Source organism: Paenibacillus contaminans, assembly GCF_003285015.1.
GTDB classification, from domain to species: Bacteria; Bacillota; Bacilli; order Paenibacillales; family NBRC-103111; genus Paenibacillus_V; species Paenibacillus_V contaminans.
In genome coordinates this window covers 44,727-62,476 of the sequence record NZ_QMFB01000046.1, presented here as the reverse complement: position 1 = coordinate 62,476, position 17,750 = coordinate 44,727, and the positions used below count along the sequence as shown (strand labels likewise).

Annotated in this window: 10 protein-coding genes; 8 read left to right on the top strand and 2 right to left on the bottom strand. The window is 51.6% G+C overall.

Translation table 11 applies throughout. From position 1 onward, the window contains the following. The first annotated feature begins 376 nt into the window (after positions 1-376). Complete coding sequence (locus DQG23_RS42445) at positions 377-1,411, top strand: effector binding domain-containing protein (protein ID WP_158560927.1); 1,035 nt, start codon at positions 377-379, stop codon at positions 1,409-1,411. A gap of 226 nt (positions 1,412-1,637) precedes the next feature. Here the strand turns inward: DQG23_RS42445 and DQG23_RS38785 are convergent, their stop codons facing one another. Further along, entirely contained in the window at positions 1,638-3,383 is a 1,746-nt protein-coding gene (locus DQG23_RS38785) for an ABC transporter ATP-binding protein (RefSeq protein ID WP_158560926.1), read from the bottom strand. After that, positions 3,346-5,160, bottom strand: coding sequence for an ABC transporter ATP-binding protein (locus DQG23_RS38780; RefSeq protein ID WP_113036421.1), 1,815 nt, complete (start codon positions 5,158-5,160; stop codon positions 3,346-3,348). The genes DQG23_RS38785 and DQG23_RS38780 overlap by 38 nt, the downstream gene beginning before the upstream one ends. Before the next feature lie 262 nt (positions 5,161-5,422). On the opposite strand from DQG23_RS38780, the gene DQG23_RS38775 reads away from it, so the two are divergent. From DQG23_RS38775 to DQG23_RS38745, 7 genes are all read left to right on the top strand, one after another. Further along, the gene (locus tag DQG23_RS38775) at positions 5,423-7,039 is read left to right on the top strand and encodes a response regulator transcription factor (RefSeq protein ID WP_158560925.1); all 1,617 of its coding nucleotides are present in this window, start codon (positions 5,423-5,425) and stop codon (positions 7,037-7,039) included. Then, on the top strand, positions 7,026-8,732 hold the full coding sequence (locus DQG23_RS38770) for a sensor histidine kinase (RefSeq protein WP_113036419.1): 1,707 nt from the start codon (positions 7,026-7,028) through the stop codon (positions 8,730-8,732). Before DQG23_RS38775 ends, DQG23_RS38770 begins: the two co-directional genes overlap by 14 nt. Positions 8,733-8,850: 118 nt before the next feature. Next, positions 8,851-9,759, top strand: a complete 909-nt coding sequence (locus DQG23_RS38765) for an ABC transporter permease (RefSeq protein WP_158560924.1) — start codon at positions 8,851-8,853, stop codon at positions 9,757-9,759. Between the two features lie 11 nt (positions 9,760-9,770). Continuing rightward, entirely contained in the window at positions 9,771-10,664 is an 894-nt protein-coding gene (locus DQG23_RS38760) for a carbohydrate ABC transporter permease (protein ID WP_113036417.1), read from the top strand. A 62-nt stretch (positions 10,665-10,726) separates the two neighbouring features. Then, complete coding sequence (locus DQG23_RS38755) at positions 10,727-12,634, top strand: type 2 periplasmic-binding domain-containing protein (RefSeq protein WP_113036416.1); 1,908 nt, start codon at positions 10,727-10,729, stop codon at positions 12,632-12,634. Positions 12,635-12,659: 25 nt separating this feature from the next. Next, positions 12,660-13,868, top strand: a complete 1,209-nt coding sequence (locus DQG23_RS38750) for a Gfo/Idh/MocA family oxidoreductase (protein ID WP_113036415.1) — start codon at positions 12,660-12,662, stop codon at positions 13,866-13,868. Between the two features lie 6 nt (positions 13,869-13,874). After that, a complete protein-coding gene (locus tag DQG23_RS38745; RefSeq protein ID WP_113036414.1) occupies positions 13,875-17,663 on the top strand; it encodes a discoidin domain-containing protein in 3,789 nt (1,262 codons plus the stop codon). The last annotated feature ends 87 nt before the right edge of the window (positions 17,664-17,750 follow it).

Here is a 17,750-nt window from a genome sequence, read left to right as displayed (position 1 = left end):
TGATCTACTATACAGAGGGTGCTCGTACTATTCAAAGCCGAAATCTTAGCACCTACAGGAATGCTATCAATTTGATTTGCCTCACTAATAATAACCTTCTCCTTACTATCTCTCTGAAACACCGGATTTCTGCGAAAAACAGTGAGGTTTGCCTCATTATCAATAATGTTTTCCTCATTAACACTTCAGACACGGGCTAGCGGACGAGAAATCGTACTCGATCAACTCGTTTTAGCCAAAGTCTTTTATCGTTTATAGCTTGTTTGTGCATTACTTTTGACCTGGAATTCGCTAGAAGCCAATTGAATCCAGGGAAGATAGCGCCGACGCTTTTTCAGCTAGCCAACCTTGTTGGTTAATCATAGCGGCATCACCGATGCTAGGACGTAAGAAAAAGAGAAATATATCTTCCTGTACCGAACATTTGTTTGTTATAATGTTGGATATCATATCCATAAAAGGAATGACAGGTCCAGGATATCATGTTCTCACCATCTTACAAGGAGATGTCGCCATGACAAAAAACGTCCCGGCAATCAAGCTCGAATCGAAGGAAGCTTTTACAATCATCGGCTTGTCGTGTAAAACCTCTAAGGCAAACGCACGCAAAAACAACACGATCGGCAAGCTTTTCTCCACTTTCTTGAATCGTGCGGACGAAATCCACGATCCCGTTAGCAACAACAGGTACGGGGTCAGCATTTATCCTGATGGCTTCTCCGGGTTTGAAAACTATGCGTTTATTGCCGGATATCAAGTAAGTGCAGCTGAAGAAGTGCCGGAAGGAATGATAACTCGAACGTTTCCAGTTCAACAATATGCTGTGGTTACGCATAAAGGAAGCCTTAAATCTCTTGCAGATTCATATAGTTACTTTCATTCCAAATGGCTGCCTTCTTCCGGATACGAATACTCGAGCCAATACGATTTTCAAGTTTATGATTCTCGCTTCCTAGTTCCCGATCATCCCGATTCCGAGTTGGATATTTATATTCCCGTTCGACCATCGAAAGAGGGGGCTGTCGTTCATACGAAAAGTCCAATTCGGGGCAAGGTTCAAGGCATTTACATTCCGGTACGCAACATTCAAGCGGCCAAAAGCTGGTACTCGACAATTTTTGGCTTACCGGAATCGGGTCAGGTGGTGAATGGTCATCTTTATGTGCTGCCCATAGGCGGACCGGATTTAATCTTGGATGAAATGCCGATGTGGGGCGGAAACAAACCGGAGGGACCTCCCGCTTACCAGACGCCTGCAATCAGTTTGCCTACTGATGATATTCACGAGGCCTACCAATTCATGAGGGAGCATGGGGTAACTCTTGTAACAGAGATTATAGATGCAAGATGGTTTGTGTTTCAGGATCCGGATGGAAATAAACTAATGGTTTGCGAATGTGCGAATAAGTAGACCTAACATATGCGTTAGTGGGGAATTCACCGTTAAAGATCCCGCGGGAAACCTTATCCATGTCGGGAATTATCCAGGTTTGGACGACTAACTGCAACGTTAGCTTCGTTGAGGCATACGTAATAGAAACCGACGGCAGTCCGGCTCTAGTCTAGTTCCGGACTGCCATTCTTACCTCTGGTTGACCGCCAAGATGCAACGCCACACCGCGCTGGGAACTGCACGACTACCGCTTATCCTGCTCTTTCCACAACTCCCGGTAGATGCCAGGGTGTCTAATCAACTCATAGTGTGTTCCTCTTTCCACAAGCCGGCCTTCGTTCATTACCAGGATCTCGTCCGAGCGCAGGGCGATGTCGAGACGGTGAGTGATGAAGAGAAAGGTAGTTCCTTTCATATTCTCGATCAAACGGGTTAGCAATCTTCGTTCGGTTCCTTGATCCAGCGCTGAGGTTGCTTCATCCAAAATAAGTATGGCAGGTCTGCGAAGCAGCGCGCGTGCGATGCTGATCCTTTGCCGTTCCCCGCCTGAAATTTGCAGCGCTTGTTCGCCGACGCGGGTTTGCAAGCAGTCCGGAAGGCGAGATACCCACTCCTCCAACTCCGCGATGCGGATAGCTTCGCGAATGGTCTCCGGCTCACTCTCTTCGCTGCCATACAAAATATTGTCCAAAATCGTTCCGCTTCGCAGCAAGACATCCTGCGTTACGCAAAGTACGGAACGCCTTAGCCAAGCCGAATCGATATCCGCTAGCGGAGTGCCGTTTAGGCTAATACTACCTGATTCCGGTTCCCGCAGCCTGAGCAGCAGGTCGGCGAGCGTCGATTTTCCCGAACCCCGATGACCGACTATGGATATGATCGCACCTGGTTTAACTTGAAAGCTGATATCGTTCAGCACAGCCCGATTTCCGTGCCGGAATGCGATCCCTTTTACCTCCAATGTGACAATTCCGTTCGGTGTTACACCTTCATGAGGCGGCGCCGGGGAAAAGGCGATTTCCGTTATCCGATCAAAGGAAGGCCATATTTTCAAAGTAGTTAAGGTCATATCGATCATCGACATACCGAATGGCCGAAGCCAGTTATAGACGGCTATGAAAGCTACCAAGGAACCTACGGTTATGCTCTCCTTCAGCACAAGCCATCCACCGGCCGTATACATGAGGACAAGAACGGCTGCATTCAGAACCGCATTGACCAATCGAACCCGGTGTTCTGCAACGATACCGCGGCTCGTATGTTCCCATTCCTGCCGAAGACATTCCTTGACCTTCCGGAGCGCCTTGGCTTCTTGACCCGCCGATTTAATGAAAGCGGCACCGGATACGAGCTCGCGTAAAGTTTCGGAAACGACGGAGTTGTGGCGGGCCGTATCGGCTGCTTTTCGTTTGATCTGCCGGCCGTAACTCGACATCATCCATGCCTGTAAGGCCCATAGAATCAGAACGACGGATGCCAGTAAGGGCTGCAGCGCCAACAAAATCGATGAGCCTACGATGATCGTCACAACGTGAAATAGCATAAATCCGAGATGTCCGTTAACCATGCCGGTAATAAAATGCGTATCGTCAAGGATACGTGTCAGCAAATCGCCGATCCGATTATGACGCAGCCATTCCAGCGGGCGATGCTGAATCCCATTGTACAAGTCTGCGCGGCCTTTGCCGGATAGCGTGAGCATGAAGCGTCCCCACATATTCTCCCATATAATCATGATGCTTCCCGTGATCGGCGCAACCACCATACAGATGCAGACGACAATCAGCAGATTCCAGTTTTGCTGGGGAAGGACGGTCTCCAGCACGTATTTGGATAAGAATGGAGGTATGATGTGCAGGAGAGCTCCGATCATATTTTTCATGAGGATGAGTACTACGTTCAACCAGTAAGGCAGAAAGTATTTCCGCGCGTAACCGGCCGCGGCATGGCGGTTATCGGCTAACGGAGACGGAGTCATGCTCGTTTTCATGGCGCTCACCTCCAGGCGGATCGGCATATGCAGCAGCCGCTTCTTTCGCAGCCAGGTTGACTTCTTCCTTCAACAGCCTGGCGTACAAGCCGTTTCTGCGCAGAAGCTCTTCGTGAGTACCTTCCTCAGTCAGCTCGCCATTATCCATGACGAGAATCCGGTCAGCCCGTGCAGCGCCACGGAGACGATGTGTAACACTGATCCGAGTGACGCCACTTGTATGCTTTGCAAGTGCGTTGAGTACGGCGGTCTCGCTTTTCTGATCCAGCGAGGAAGTCGCTTCGTCAAGCAGCAGCAGGTCGGGATTTGCCAGCATTGTGCGTACCAAACCTATGAGTTGACGTTGTCCGCCCGAAAGCAGATCGCCGTTCGAGCCGATATCGGAATCATAGCCTGATGAAAGCTTGGCGACAATATCTTCGGCCCCTACAGCTTCCATCCACATGTCCAGCGACTCGCGCTCGGCCTCTCCGAGATAGGTCAGATTGTGATAAAGACTGCCGCGGAACAAAAATCCCTCCTGCATAACATAGCCGACTCGGCTCCTTAAATAAGTCGCATCCAGTTCGCTAATCGGGACGCCGCCGATGCGGATTTCGCCTGCGGTCGGCTCTTGCAGCCTAAGCAGAAGCTTAAGCAGTGTGCTTTTACCGGCACCGCTTGGTCCCACGATCGCAATATGCTCTCCCGGTGCAATGGTAAACGTAAGATTGCGCAGCACTTCACCGCGTTCCCCGGAAGTATGCACCCCTGCGAACGAAATCGGCTGACCGCGAAAATCTTCCTGTTTGAGCAGACCGTCGCGTTTCCCCCTTTCCACAGGAAGACGCAAATACTCCAAAATTCCTTCAATCCGAACCTTGATGTCGGCAAAACTCACGTACAGCCCGAAAAACGAACGCACCGGCGCATTCAGGGCGGGGATGAAGGCGATCGTAGTCACTAGCTGCCCGATCGTAGCTTGTCCGGCGATCATCTGCCAACCGGCGAAAACGAAGACAAGTGCAGGAGCTAACGAATCCGGAATTCGCGGAAACGTTCGATACCAGCTGTCGACGATCCCGTCCCGATACATGAGATCGGCCCATTTGCTTTGCTCGGCCGCAACCGCCTCGAATTCCTTGCGTTCGGTTCCGTACAATTTAATCTGCTGCAGCGACTCCAGTCTCTCCAGCAAACTTTGCCGTAGACGAGCGTCATGACCAGCCAGCTCCTTACGGACTAGTCCGCGCTTCCGGCCGTATAACTGAACCGGGACAAAAAGAAGAACGAAGGAGGCAAGCAGAATAACAGCGAGCTGCCAGTTCCATCGAACGATGAAAACGATCGCCGCGCAAGCAAGCAGAAGCTCCTGCACAAAGGCGGGGAGAGTGGAGAGGCCGAATTTTTGGATGACCTTCGTATCCTGGGTGCATCGTTGAAGCAGCTCGCCGCGCGGAGTCTTCGTAAAAAAATCCGAGGCGGTGCGGAGGACGGCTGCCAGCGTTTCTTCGGTCAGCGCGTAGGTCAGTCCGACCATCGTTTTGGCCGACACATAGGTGCGAACCGCGGCGCAAAACTCCGTCAGCAGCAAGGCTCCCAGCAGGATAAGGGCGATCGGGAGCAAGCCTTCTCCGCCGTTATGCGCAATCGTATCCATCATTTTTCCGATGAGCAGAGGGGCCGCCGCTCCGCATGCCGCACCCGTCACGGTCAACAAGGTAATGAACAGGAACGCGCTCTTCGAGCGTGCCAGCTGTTTGGCAAAAAACGCGAACCAATCGGGTATTCTCGGCATCTAACACGTTCCCCTCCGCAAAAGAAAGTGTCATTATCGTAGCAATTCCTTCTCGGAGGGGTCAAACGTTAAAAACACATGTTCGCTTTATAAGGTTGTTCGACGCTGCAATGGATAGGAGCATTTTCAGAAAATGATTCCTTCGATTTGCTCGTTAAATCTCTCAAATTCGTAGAATAATTTGGAAGTTGTAATGTAAGCGCTACACATTTTTGCGTTTTCGAGTATGATTAGAGAAACCGAAAAAATGGGAGAGACGCACATGTTCACGATTCTTATTGTGGATGACAATCGCGCGGATCGTTTAGGGATTCGCGGCTTGATCGACTGGGAGCAGCTCGGCATAGAGGTAGCCGGGCTTGCCGTTGACGGCGAGGACGGGTACAAGCAGGCGATGCAGGTGCGGCCTGACTTTATTTTGACGGACGTGGCCATGCCCGTTATGGACGGATTAAAAATGACGCAAAAAATAAAAGAGGAGCTGCCCGAAACGAAGTTTATTTTCATGAGCTGCTTCGATGATTTCGATTATTTGAAAAGCGCGATTAATTTGGAGGTTTACGGCTATATTTTGAAGCCGATCGATTTAACCGAGCTGACCGAATCGCTCCTCAAGGTGAAGCATGTAAAGGAGCAGGAGCTGGAAAAGACGCAAAGCGACGAGCTGTTGCGAAGGCGTATTCAAGAGAGTATGCCGGTGCTCCAGGAGCAATTGATCCGGGATCTGCTGTCCGGGAAATTCGAGAATGAAGCGGATATCCGGGAACGGATGCAGTATTTGGGTATGAAAGATTTGCAGGAAGGCTGCTCGGTCCTTTTTGTGCAGATAGACAATTATGAGACGCTTTTTGGAAACCTGACGGCCGAAGAACGGCATTTGCTGCAGGTTAAACTGCAAAAATGCGCGGAAGATACGATTTTGAACGAGTTTGCCGGTTATTGGTCAAGTCAGGCGTTCAACAGCGCTGCCATTATCCTCCTTGTTCAGGAGCCGGAGAACGAGGCTTTATGGAATCGGATCGTCGAAGCGGCGAATCGGTGCAAGGACATGGCGAACGACAGCTTAAGCTTGAACGTTACGCTTGGAATCAGCGATATTTCGAGCCGTTCCGGGCAGCTGCCCAAGCTTTACGAGATGGCGCAATACGCGGTGAAATCGAAGTTTTACAGCAGCGGCAACCGGATCATCATGGCCTCCGAAGCGGTGGCGCCGAATGAAGATTCCCAGTATAACATTCTGGAGATTAAACGGAAGCTGGAAGGGCTGCTGGAGAACGGAGAGGAAGACGATATCGTGTCCTTTATCGATCAATGCTACGATGCGGACATCCGTTTTTCCGAGACGTACGTAAAAAATCTCACCTACTCTATAACCCAAATCATGCAGATGATTTTGCTGGAAAGAAACGAAAGCTACGGCTCCGTATTCGGCAACGATATCGATATTTGGGACAAGCTGCAGCGGTTTGAAACGATCGAGGATATCAAACGTTGGCTCGTCGGCATCATCGAAACCGTCCGGTCCTCCGTTAACAAAACGGGGAGCGGGAGGTACCGTAAAGTGATCGAGGACATCAAGGCGATCATTGACGACAGCTATGCCGAAATCGAAAATGTGGGTCAAATCGTGGGTCCGCTGTACATCAGCGCGAGCCATGCCAATTTTATTTTCAAACAGCAAACCGGCCAGACGATATTCGATTATTTGCTCATGCAGCGGATGGAAGCCGCAAAAAGGCTGCTTTTGGACCCCTATATGAAAATCTACGAGATTTCCGAGAAAACCGGCTACAAAACGACCTCTTATTTCACTTCCGTCTTTAAGGAGTATACGGGCGTGACACCGAAGCAGTTCAGGGACAAGCATGATCAGAAATAAAATTTTCCGGAACTTGATCTTATTCACTTCCGTCCCTTTTTTGATCATCGCCGTTTATTTGTCCGTCTATACGTACCAGAAAAATACGATGGAGGTCCGCGGAGAGCTTACGGATAAATTGAACCGAACCGTCGACGCGATCAACGAAACGATCGTCAAGTATATCGATAAAAGCAGCTACATCATTACGAACAAGTATCTGATCAACAACATCGATAAGGATTATTCGTATGATCTGGAGCAAATGTTCTACTTCATCGATAACGTCAATGCGATGATCGGCGAGGCTTATACCGGGAACGTCAAAAGCCCATACATTATCCATGCCTACAATGAGAAGTTGTTCGAAGGCAAATTTTTCGAAAGCATGGCCGGGCTGGAAGGCCATGAAGCGGTCGCGCGAGCCAGGCTGGCCGCCCCGACCGAAATCGTATGGGAACCGGAGCCGACGATTAAAAACGATCTGCCGTACTTGACGTTTTACCGGAATATTGTGAATACGACGAATTCGGTGGGCATTTTGGAGGTTAACATTCCGTATAAAGCGCTCGAAACGATCATGGATTCAATGGGCGTTCCGGACAACGGCATCATTTACTCGTCGCTTCCGGACGGAAGACCGATGCACAAGGCGAACCGCCCGGACGGAAACGAGATTGATCCGGGCCGCGTGTCTGCCGACGACTATTTTATGGCGAGCAGCCAAGTGAAAAACGGCAGCACGATCACGATCGCTACCCCCAGACAGGCGGTTTATTTGAAAAATGCGCTCGCTTTCGCCGTCGTCGCGGCTTCCTTCCTCGCTTATATTCTGGTCATGCTGCTTGCCTCTAGGATGACGGCGCAAAAAATTACGAATAACATGGAAAATTTCATCAACAAGCTGAAACGCAACGACGATATGCTGCTGCATGAGGAATTGATTCAAATCAAGGGCAGCGACGAGGTGTCGATTCTCAAGCTCAAATTCAAAGACCTGGTAAGCCGAATGAATGAAATGTACAAGGAGATGATGAGCGTCAAGCTTGAGAACAATGCGATGGAGGTCGAGCTGCTGCAGGCGAGAATCAACCCGCATCTGCTTTATAACTCCTTGTCCGTTATCAAATGGACCGCATTATGGAACAAAGACCGCAATACGGTCGAGCTGATCGACGCGATGACCAAATACTACAGAACGGCTTTGAACAAAGGAAACAATATTATAAGCATCTCGTCCGAGCTGGACATGATCCGCGAATATGTCAAAATTAACCGCTTCGCCCATTCCGCCGATTATGCGCTGCATATCGACGTGCAAGAAGAGATTTTGGCATTTCACACGCTCAAGCATCTGCTTCAGCCGATTGTGGAAAACGCGGTGCTGCACGGGCTGAACGGTCTGGAAGAGGAGGCGCGGATCGTAATCAACGGCTATTTGGAGGAGCGGGATATCGTGTTCGAGGTCATCGACAACGGACGCGGGATGGATCGGGATACGGTCGGAGAGCTGCTGAATTTCAGCTATGCGGCAAGCTTCGGAGGATACGGGATCCGGAACGTGATGAAGCGGATTCAGACGTATTATGGCGGCGACTACGGACTTCGAATCGAAAGCGCAATCGGCAGCGGAACGAAAGTAACGGTTAGAATCAAGGCATTGTCGGAGGAGCAATTGAAGGAAAAAATGCGGTCGTCGACGGCCATTCGCTGATTACGGTTCGTCACATATTGATAGTTTTCGTCAGATTGTAGGCTCGTTACCGAGTCTTCTTTTTTTTATAATGAGGCTACGTCAAACGAAAATACAGTCGATCGTAGAGGGTGTGAGGATGGAGCTAATTCAGAAAATAAACCGGTATAAGCTGCTGTACGTCCTTCTTTCCGGGGCGCTGATCTGGACGCTTGTGTTTTGTTATGCGCCGATGCTGGGCATCGTGATGGCTTTTCAGGATTTCAACATTTTCAAGGGTTTTCTGGGAAGCGATTTTGTCGGCTTGAAGCATTTTGTAAGCATTTTCACGGATCCGGTTTTTCAGAAGGCGATTTGGAACACATTGCTGTACAACTCGGTTATCCTTTTCGCCGGGTTCCCCTGTCCGATAATTTTGGCGCTGTTGTTTAACGAGCTTAGAGGCAGGTTTTTCAAAAGGACGGTTCAGACGATCAGCTATCTGCCGTATTTTTTGTCCTGGATCTCGGTCGTCGCTTTGTTTTATGCCTTCTTCGAAATGGGAGGTCCTTTCAACGATCTGAAGGTTATGATTCTCGGCGAACAAGTGGAGCGAACGAATATTTTGATGGATCCGGATCATTTTCTGGGCATTCTGTTCGGGTCGCATCTATGGAAAAATGTCGGGTGGTCATCGGTCATTTTCCTTGCCGCAATCGCTTCGATCGATTCGCAGCTGTACGAAGCGGCCGTCATGGACGGAGCCGGAAGATGGAAGCAAGCGTTGTACATTACGCTGCCGGGCATTTGGCCGACGGTCATGATCATCTTCATTTTATCGTCGGGAAGCTTGGTGTCGTCCAATTTCGAGCAGGTTTTCGGCTTTCAAAATTTGTATACGATGGAGCAGACGCAGGTCGTCAATACGGTTGTTTATAAACTCGGCGTGCAGCAGGGCAATTATTCGCTGGCTACGGCGTTCGGCTTGGCGCAAGGGATCATGTCTTTTCTCATCGTTTATGTTGTGAACCTGATCGCGAAGAAGCTCAGCAATATCAGCATTTGGTAAAGGAGAAAACGATGATCAGACATAAGAGCGAACGGGTTTTTAATGCTCTCAATATCCTGTTCATGCTGTTTTTAAGCGTCATCACCTTGTATCCGTATTTGAACCAGCTCGCCGTTTCGCTGAATGACGGGCAGGATACGATTTTCGGCGGCATAACGGTATACCCGAGGGTGTTCACTTGGACGAATTATGAGACGGTGTTCGGCAATGCGGGCTTTGTTTCTTCGGTCGTCGTCTCCGTATTGCGGGTGCTGGCGGGAACGATTCTGGGGCTGCTGCTCATTACCGGCGCCGCGTATGCGATTTCCAAGAAAGAGCTGCCGGGGAGAAACTTTTTTATCTTCTTCCTAATCATTCCGACGTTTATTTCAGGCGGGCTCATTCCGATGTATATCCTCTATAAATACTTGCATTTGATGAATCATTTTTTGGTGTACATCCTGCCGATGGCATTCGTGTTTTACTATATGATCATTATCCGCACGTATTTGCAATCGTTGCCGCCAAGCCTCGAGGAATCGGCGCTGATCGACGGCGCGAATGAAATTCAGATTTTGTTCCGCATTATGTTACCGCTTTCACTACCGGTTATGGCGACCGTCACCTTGTGGCTTGCCGTCGCCCATTGGAACGATTGGACCAGCTCGTTGTATTTCGTTACGAAGAAAAATTTGTTCACCTTGCAATATGTGATGTACAAAGTGGTCAAGGAAGCGGAGCTTGTCAACGAAATGACGGTCGTTAACGCGATGACCGGCGGAACGGCCGCCCCCAGAGCGACGGTAACGCCCGAGTCCGTCAAAGCGGCTACGATTATCGTAGCGACATTGCCGATCGTGCTGTTGTATCCGTTTCTCCAGAAGTATTTTATCAAGGGCGTCATGATCGGCGCAGTAAAAGAGTAGCGGGTATCGGATCGAACACAAGCGTGTTGATCGATAGATGAAATGACGAGAGGGGTAGAAAAATGCGAAACCGTAAGTTCAAGTGGGGTAGCTTGGCGATTGTTCTGATGATGCTTGCAGCGATTATCGCGGGTTGTACGGAAGAGAAGCAGAAGGCGCCGGAAGCGACGAAGGAACCGGCAGGCGGACAAGAGACTACGGACGGAGCTTTTGTCCCGAAAAAGAATTTGGAGCTGACGATTTGGAACACGCAAGGAACCGATGTGCAGGCCGTCGAGAAGCCGAAGGAAGATATCCCGGGCGACTGGCTGGCGAACAAGACGAAGGTGAAGGTGAAGGAGTTTTACGGAAACGGCGGGCAGCAGTGGGAGCCGAAGCTGACAACCCTCGTGGCCAGCGGGAATTTGCCGAATCTCGTGATGACGCAGGCGGGGCAAGGACCGGCGCATCACGCCAAGCTGCATGAAGGCGATTTGAACTGGGAATTGACGCCCGAGCTGCTCCAGAAATATGCACCCGACGTGTGGAAGAACGTCCCGGCTTACATTTGGGATTCCATCAAAATCGACGGAAAAATATACGGAATTCCTTTTACTTTCCCGGTCGACAAGCAAATCGATCCGAACGTCAGCGACGAGCTGCTTAGCGGCTATGGAATGCCCAAAAATCAAATTACCGGTTCGACCGTGCTGAACGGATTGTTTATCCGGGACGATATTTTGAAGAAGCTGATCCCGACGGCAATGAACTACGAGGAAGCGATGAAGCTGATTAAAGAGAAAAACGCGCCGCTCGGCGACGATTTCGTACTGCCGATCAAATCCACGGAAGAGTATATCAAATTCATGTACGACATTAAGGCTTTGGATTTGAAGGAGGGCAATAAGCCCGTATATGCTTCAGGTTACGACGGCGGCGATAACTGGATCGCCCTGAGCGTGCTCGGCGCCGACATGATGGGTTACAAAGGCTACTACTACACGGGCTGGCTGAATATTCCGGAGAAAAAGATGGATTTCGGCTACTTGAACCCGGCGTTTAAAGAAGCGGCCAAAATTCAAAACAAGATGATCACCGACAAGGTCATCGATCCCGAATCGCTCGTACACAATGCCGAGAAGTTCAAGGAAAAAGTGATGAACGGCCAGTATGCGATCGTACCGGTTTCTTGGGTGGGACTGGTCGACAAAGTAAACGAAGATCTGGCCAAGAACGGGAAAACGTTCCGATTCGTTCCTTTCTATACGCAAGTGCCGCAAAGGCCGGAATTCCCGTCCTATGTGGAAGGACCGCCGTCATTCCTCGACACGCTCACCATTTTGAAAACGGTCAAGGAGGATGAGGTTCCGCAGGTTCTGAACTGGATCAACACGATGTTTACGGAGGAATGGGAAGAGATCAAGTTCTGGGGGACGAAGGAAGCCGGGTTGTACGAGACGCTTTCGAACGGCCAGCGGAAATTCAAGGACGAGAAGCTGCAAAAGTATTTGGTCGAGGGCGACAGTGCGGCTATGGATTGGCGGGATGCGAAAGGGTTGGCCTTTAATAATATGCCGTACAACGGAGGAACTCCCGGCTTTTGGTACGGAGTGTCCAAGTGGGCGAATAGCGCAAGCAAGTACAATCCGCAAGTCATGAACAAGCTGTTCAAATACGATACGCTGTCGAAAGCGATCGCTTTCCCGCTTCAGAGCAAATGGCTGAAGGGCTTTGCACCGGTACCGAACGTCCAGTCCTGGTCCGCGGAATACGCCAACATTCCGGAAGTCCAGAAGCTATGGTCGACAAGAGCGTCCTGGGACGATCCGTTCAAAGTGACGTTAACCTCGAAGAATGAAGAAGATTTTAATAAAAAATGGGATAATGCGGTGGCTAATTTCAAGAAAGTGGTCGACGTAAATAAAATGCTGGAGGAACAGACGAAAGTTATGCTGCCTCTATTGGAGAAACGAAGCTCGCAGGCGAAGTAGGCAAGTTTAAGAGGAGACGAGACCGATGAGCAAAAACGTTCGATTAGCCGTTGTAGGGGGAGGCCGCGGCGCGACCTTCGGCAGGGTGCTTGCGAATTTATCCGATAAGGCGGAGCTGGCTGCCGTTTGCGATTTGAACGAAGCTGTGTTGAAGCAGTGGAAGGCAGAGTACCCGCAAGTACGGGTGTACGACGACTACTTGAAGCTGCTCGACGATCCGCAGATCGACGCGGTATTTCTGGCGACGCCGTTGTTCATTCACGCCCGGCAGGCGATTCAGGCTTTGCGGGCGGGCAAGCACGTGATGAGCGAGGTCATTGCCGCCCATACGCTTGAGGATTGCTGGGAATTGGCCGAAACGGCGAGGCAAACGGACCGCACCTATATGATGGCGGAAAACTACTGCTTCATGCGTCCGAATATGATGGTCAAAAACATGATGGAGCACGGCCTGTTCGGCGATGCCGTTCACGTGGAAGGCGGTTATATTCACGATATTCGCGTCCTTACGCATGACAAAAGCGGAACACTGACTTGGCGGGGCGATTTGCTGAAGGAATATAACGGCAATACGTATCCGACACATTCGCTCGGACCGGTTGCCCAGTGGCTCGGCATTAATCGGGACGGCGGCGACGAGCTGGACAGCTTGACGACGTTCGTTTCCGGAAGCGCAGCCGCCGAGGCCTACTATCGGGAGCTGTTCGGGGAACGGCATCCCGGAGCGGGAGACGGCTTCTGGCGGCAGGGAGATTCGGCGGTCTCCCTGATCCGCACGAAAAAAGGCGTGCTGATCACGCTGCGGTTCGACGTTCAGTCGGCACGGCCGCACAATATGACGCACTATGCTTTGCAGGGGACGAAGGGGGCGTATTTGTCCCCTCGTCATGACGGCGAATCCCCGCTTGTCTGGCTGTCGGGCAGGTCGCCCGGGCTGTCTCCCGACGGCTCCGCCGAGTGGGAGCCGCTCTGGAACTATGCGGGCGAATGGGAGCATCCGCTGTGGAAGGAGCGGGGACACTTGGCCGAGCAGGCGGGCCACGGCGGAGGGGACTACTTCGTCCTGCATGAATTCGTCTCCGCGATTTTGGAAAACCGAAAGCCTGCCGTCGACGTCATAGATGCCGTAGCCTGGAGCTCCGTATTCCCGCTCTCCGTTCAATCGGTGGCGGCGGGCGGGGTCCCGGTATCGTTTCCCGATTTTAGAAAGCCGAGGATTTCAGGAAAGGGATGAACGCGGATGATGCCAAATACGGTCAAAAAATCGGTATTTTTCATGATTTCGCTTCTCTTATGCTTCGGAATGATCCCTTCGATGCCGGTTCAAGCGGCAGTGCAGGCTGCATATTACGTAGATCCCGCGAATGGCAGCGATTCGAACCCGGGAACGCTGGCGCAGCCTTTCCAATCGGTCGGGAAAGCCAGGAACGTCGTACGCACGGTTAATGCAAGCATGACCGGAGATATCGTCATTTATCTTCGCGGCGGCACTTACACGCTGATGGATACGCTGCAGCTGGATGCCGGCGATTCCGGCTCGAACGGCTACTCGATCGTATATCGGAATTACCCGGGAGAAACGCCTGTGTTGAGCGGAGGGCAGCCGATAACGGGGTGGACGCTGCACGATTCTGCTAAAGATATTTGGCAAGCCGATGCGGATCCCGCGCTGGAAACCCGGCAGCTCTATGTAAACGATACGCGGGCGATCCGGGCCAGATCGTCCGGCGGATTGCCGGGAGCAAACGTCAATTCGACAGGTTATACGACGACGGACACGAACATGCACACATGGAGCAACATAAGCGATGTCGAATTTGTTTACAAAATCGCCTGGGTCGAGCTGCGGGTCGGCATCGCAAGCATTTCGGGCACGACAATCACGATGAAGCAGCCCGCTTGGGATATGGCTTACAATATCGGCGGCGTGACGATCAAAAACAACAGCCCCAACCCGACCTACATGGAGAACGCATACGCTTTTCTGGACGATCCGGGCGAATGGTATCTCGACCGTACCGCCAACAAGCTGTATTACAAACCGAAACCGGGAGAAAATATGTCCTCCGCCAGCGTCGTTGCCGCGAAGCTGGAGAAGCTGGTGGACGGTGCCGGAACGGTGGAAAGCCCGATCCATCATATCCGTTTCGAGGGAATTACATTCGCCCATGCCACATGGCTGGAGCCGAACGGCGACAACGGATTTGCGCAAATACAGGCCTCTACGTTGACGAAGCCTTATGCGCAGCCGATATACGGCTACGAGATGGACAACAGAGTGATCGTGCCGGCGAATCTAAGCTTTACGACAGCACAAAACATCGTGTTCGAAAGAAACAAGTTCGTACACTTGGGCGCATCCGGTCTCGGTTTTTCCGCCGGCAGTCGGAACAATGTCATATCCGGAAACATCTTTACGGACATTTCCGGCTCGGGCATTCAGATCGGCGGCATCTCGATGAACGACAACTACCCGCAGGACGACCGGTATCTTGTCAAAAACCATCAAATTACAAACAACTATATTCATAATGTAGCGGCGGAGTACCGGGGTTGCGTCGGCATCTTCGTCGGTTACACGGAAGCGACCGTCATCAGTCATAATGAAATATCCGATTTGCCTTATACGGCAATCTCGCTCGGCTACGGCTGGGGAGACCGGGATTTCGCCGAAAAGCCGGATGTCGTATCGCAAGCCGGAGACCGGTGGAGGATCGAGCACAACGTCCCCGGCGCCAACAAAAATAATGTCGTCTCCCATAATCACATCTACAATATCATGACCTATTTAAGAGACGGAGGCGGTATCTACAATTTGGGCGCCCAGCCGGGAGGCGTGATCGAAGGAAATTACGTACACGGCGTGCATGACGAATTCGGCGCGATTTATCTCGATTCCGGAAGCCGGTATATGGCGGTCTCCAATAATATTCTGCACTCTTATGTAACGAATTTTATCAATGGCGGCAATGACAACGACATCGAATTCAACTATTGGACCGTCGATAACGGCTATTGGTGGCAAAGAACCGGATTGACGGCGAATAACTATACGATCGGCAAAGGAAACGTCCCGTCTTCCATTTTGGATAATGTGGGACTTGAGCCTGCCTATCAGGATTTGCTGCCGAGAACGACGGTAAATTACGCGCTTGGGAAACCGGCTGCCGCTTACTTCAATGACGGCACCGGAGCTGCCATGCATGCCGGCGCGGAAGCATACAAAGCGGTGGACGGCAATCCGGCTACTTATGCGCTGGCTTCCGGTCAGGTGGCTTGGACGTATGAGGTGGATTTAGGCAATACGTACAACCTGGACCGGGTCGTCACGACGTTCGCTGAGAATCCGCCAACATCGACCGATTTGTGGGCGACGGATTACGAGATTCAAGTTTCCGAGGCAGGCGGCAACGGGAATTTCACGACGGTCAAATCCGTCACGGGTTCGAACGGAGGCAGAAGCGAGCAGACGTTCACGCCTGTCAACGCCCGTTATGTGCGGATTAAAGCTGTCAAACCGGACGGCTTGAATCAGCCGGGAACGCAGATGGCCATCGCCGAGCTGGAGGTTTACGGGACCAAAACGTTTACGCCGGCTCCGCTTCCGAACCGTCTGCCGGCTGCCGTCCCGATCTACAACAGGGCGCTCGCTCAGAAAGCGGCGGGTTATTACAATGACGGCAGCCCGGCGTTGATGCAGGCGAATTCGGGAGCCGACAAAGCCGTCGACGGCGATCCTCTGACAAGCGCGATCGCGGCCAATCAATACGCTTGGACGCTGGAGGTTGACCTGGGAGACGTCTATAACATCAACAGAGTCAAGACCGTATTCTCGCCCTTCAACTATGCGACCGACTATGAAATTCAAGTTTCCGTTACGGGCGGCAATGGGAACTTTACGGCCGTGAAGACAATCACAGGAGGTACGGGGGGAGCCGACGTCCAGACGTTTGCGCCGGCTGCTGCCCGATATGTGCGGATTAAGGCGCTCAAGCCGGATGGAGCGGGCCAAACAGGCGCCCAGATGGCCATATCGGAGCTCGAAGTATTCGAGTATTTCAACTACGCTTACAAGAAACCGACGCTCGTTTATTACAGCGACGGAACGCCGGCCGTGATGCAGGCGGGAGCGGAAGCGGCGAATGCCGTTGATGCGGATACGACCACATCGGCTATTGCCGCCAATCAATACGCATGGTCGCAGGTGGTCGATCTTGGGGCAGTCGTAGACGTTGACCGGATCGAGGTATTGTTCGGACCCAACAATTGGGCGACGAGCTTCGAGATTGCCGTCTCGGCGACGAGTCCGACAAGCGATTATATGCTGCTTACGGGCGTGACCGATTACGGCGTTACGGACGGACGCAGGAGCATTACGCGATTCATTACGACGCCTCCGACGTATATGGAGCCTGCGCATGTGGAAGCCAGATATGTTCGCGTGAAAGGGATCAAGCCGGATGGAGCGGGACAGCCCGGCAATCAAATGGCGATTTCGGAGCTGCTCGTCTATGCGGGCAACCGGGCGCTAACGATGTCACAAAAGACGGATAGCGCAATTGCGGATAAATATTACTACCGCAACATTTCCAACCAATCCTTTACGTTCCAAGCGGGCGATGTCATCTCATACGATGTGAAGCTCTCCACAGACTCCGAGGCTATCGGCGGAATCGATATCCGGACTTCGGACAATATGGCGTTCCGAAATACGTCATGGCAGGATCAAAACGGGATTTCGGGTGCGCCTACCGCCGATTTGCGAGCTAAGGCGTTCGGTAAATGGTACCATCGCGAAATGACCGTCCCCGCCTCTATGGTCGGCAAAACGTCCGCCTCCTGGTCGCTGGCGTTCGAGAACGATGCGGTCTCGGAATTATTGCAGGCTTCCTATGACAATATCAAGGTGATCAGAGCCGGCGTACCGGTATTGACCGTGTACAGAAGCGGGAATCCGGCCGTTAATGCCGTAGAGCGCTCCAGCCACTATGTGACGGATGCCCCCACCGGGATGATGAACAGGAATTAGCTTTGCCGAACGATTGCCGACAGCCCTGTGCCTGAACGTAAGGTGCATGGGCTGTCGGCGACAATGATTCGAAACTGGGGGCTTAGG

What these genes read in the sequence shown, in the direction of transcription:
- DQG23_RS42445 (WP_158560927.1), top strand. Translation starts at nt 377, where the DNA reads ATGCTAGGACGTAAGAAAAAGAGAAATATATCTTCCTGTACCGAACAT.
- DQG23_RS38785 (WP_158560926.1), bottom strand. Translation starts at nt 3,383, where the DNA reads ATGAAAACGAGCATGACTCCGTCTCCGTTAGCCGATAACCGCCATGCC.
- DQG23_RS38780 (WP_113036421.1), bottom strand. Translation starts at nt 5,160, where the DNA reads ATGCCGAGAATACCCGATTGGTTCGCGTTTTTTGCCAAACAGCTGGCA.
- DQG23_RS38775 (WP_158560925.1), top strand. Translation starts at nt 5,423, where the DNA reads ATGTTCACGATTCTTATTGTGGATGACAATCGCGCGGATCGTTTAGGG.
- DQG23_RS38770 (WP_113036419.1), top strand. Translation starts at nt 7,026, where the DNA reads ATGATCAGAAATAAAATTTTCCGGAACTTGATCTTATTCACTTCCGTC.
- DQG23_RS38765 (WP_158560924.1), top strand. Translation starts at nt 8,851, where the DNA reads ATGGAGCTAATTCAGAAAATAAACCGGTATAAGCTGCTGTACGTCCTT.
- DQG23_RS38760 (WP_113036417.1), top strand. Translation starts at nt 9,771, where the DNA reads ATGATCAGACATAAGAGCGAACGGGTTTTTAATGCTCTCAATATCCTG.
- DQG23_RS38755 (WP_113036416.1), top strand. Translation starts at nt 10,727, where the DNA reads ATGCGAAACCGTAAGTTCAAGTGGGGTAGCTTGGCGATTGTTCTGATG.
- DQG23_RS38750 (WP_113036415.1), top strand. Translation starts at nt 12,660, where the DNA reads ATGAGCAAAAACGTTCGATTAGCCGTTGTAGGGGGAGGCCGCGGCGCG.
- DQG23_RS38745 (WP_113036414.1), top strand. Translation starts at nt 13,875, where the DNA reads ATGATGCCAAATACGGTCAAAAAATCGGTATTTTTCATGATTTCGCTT.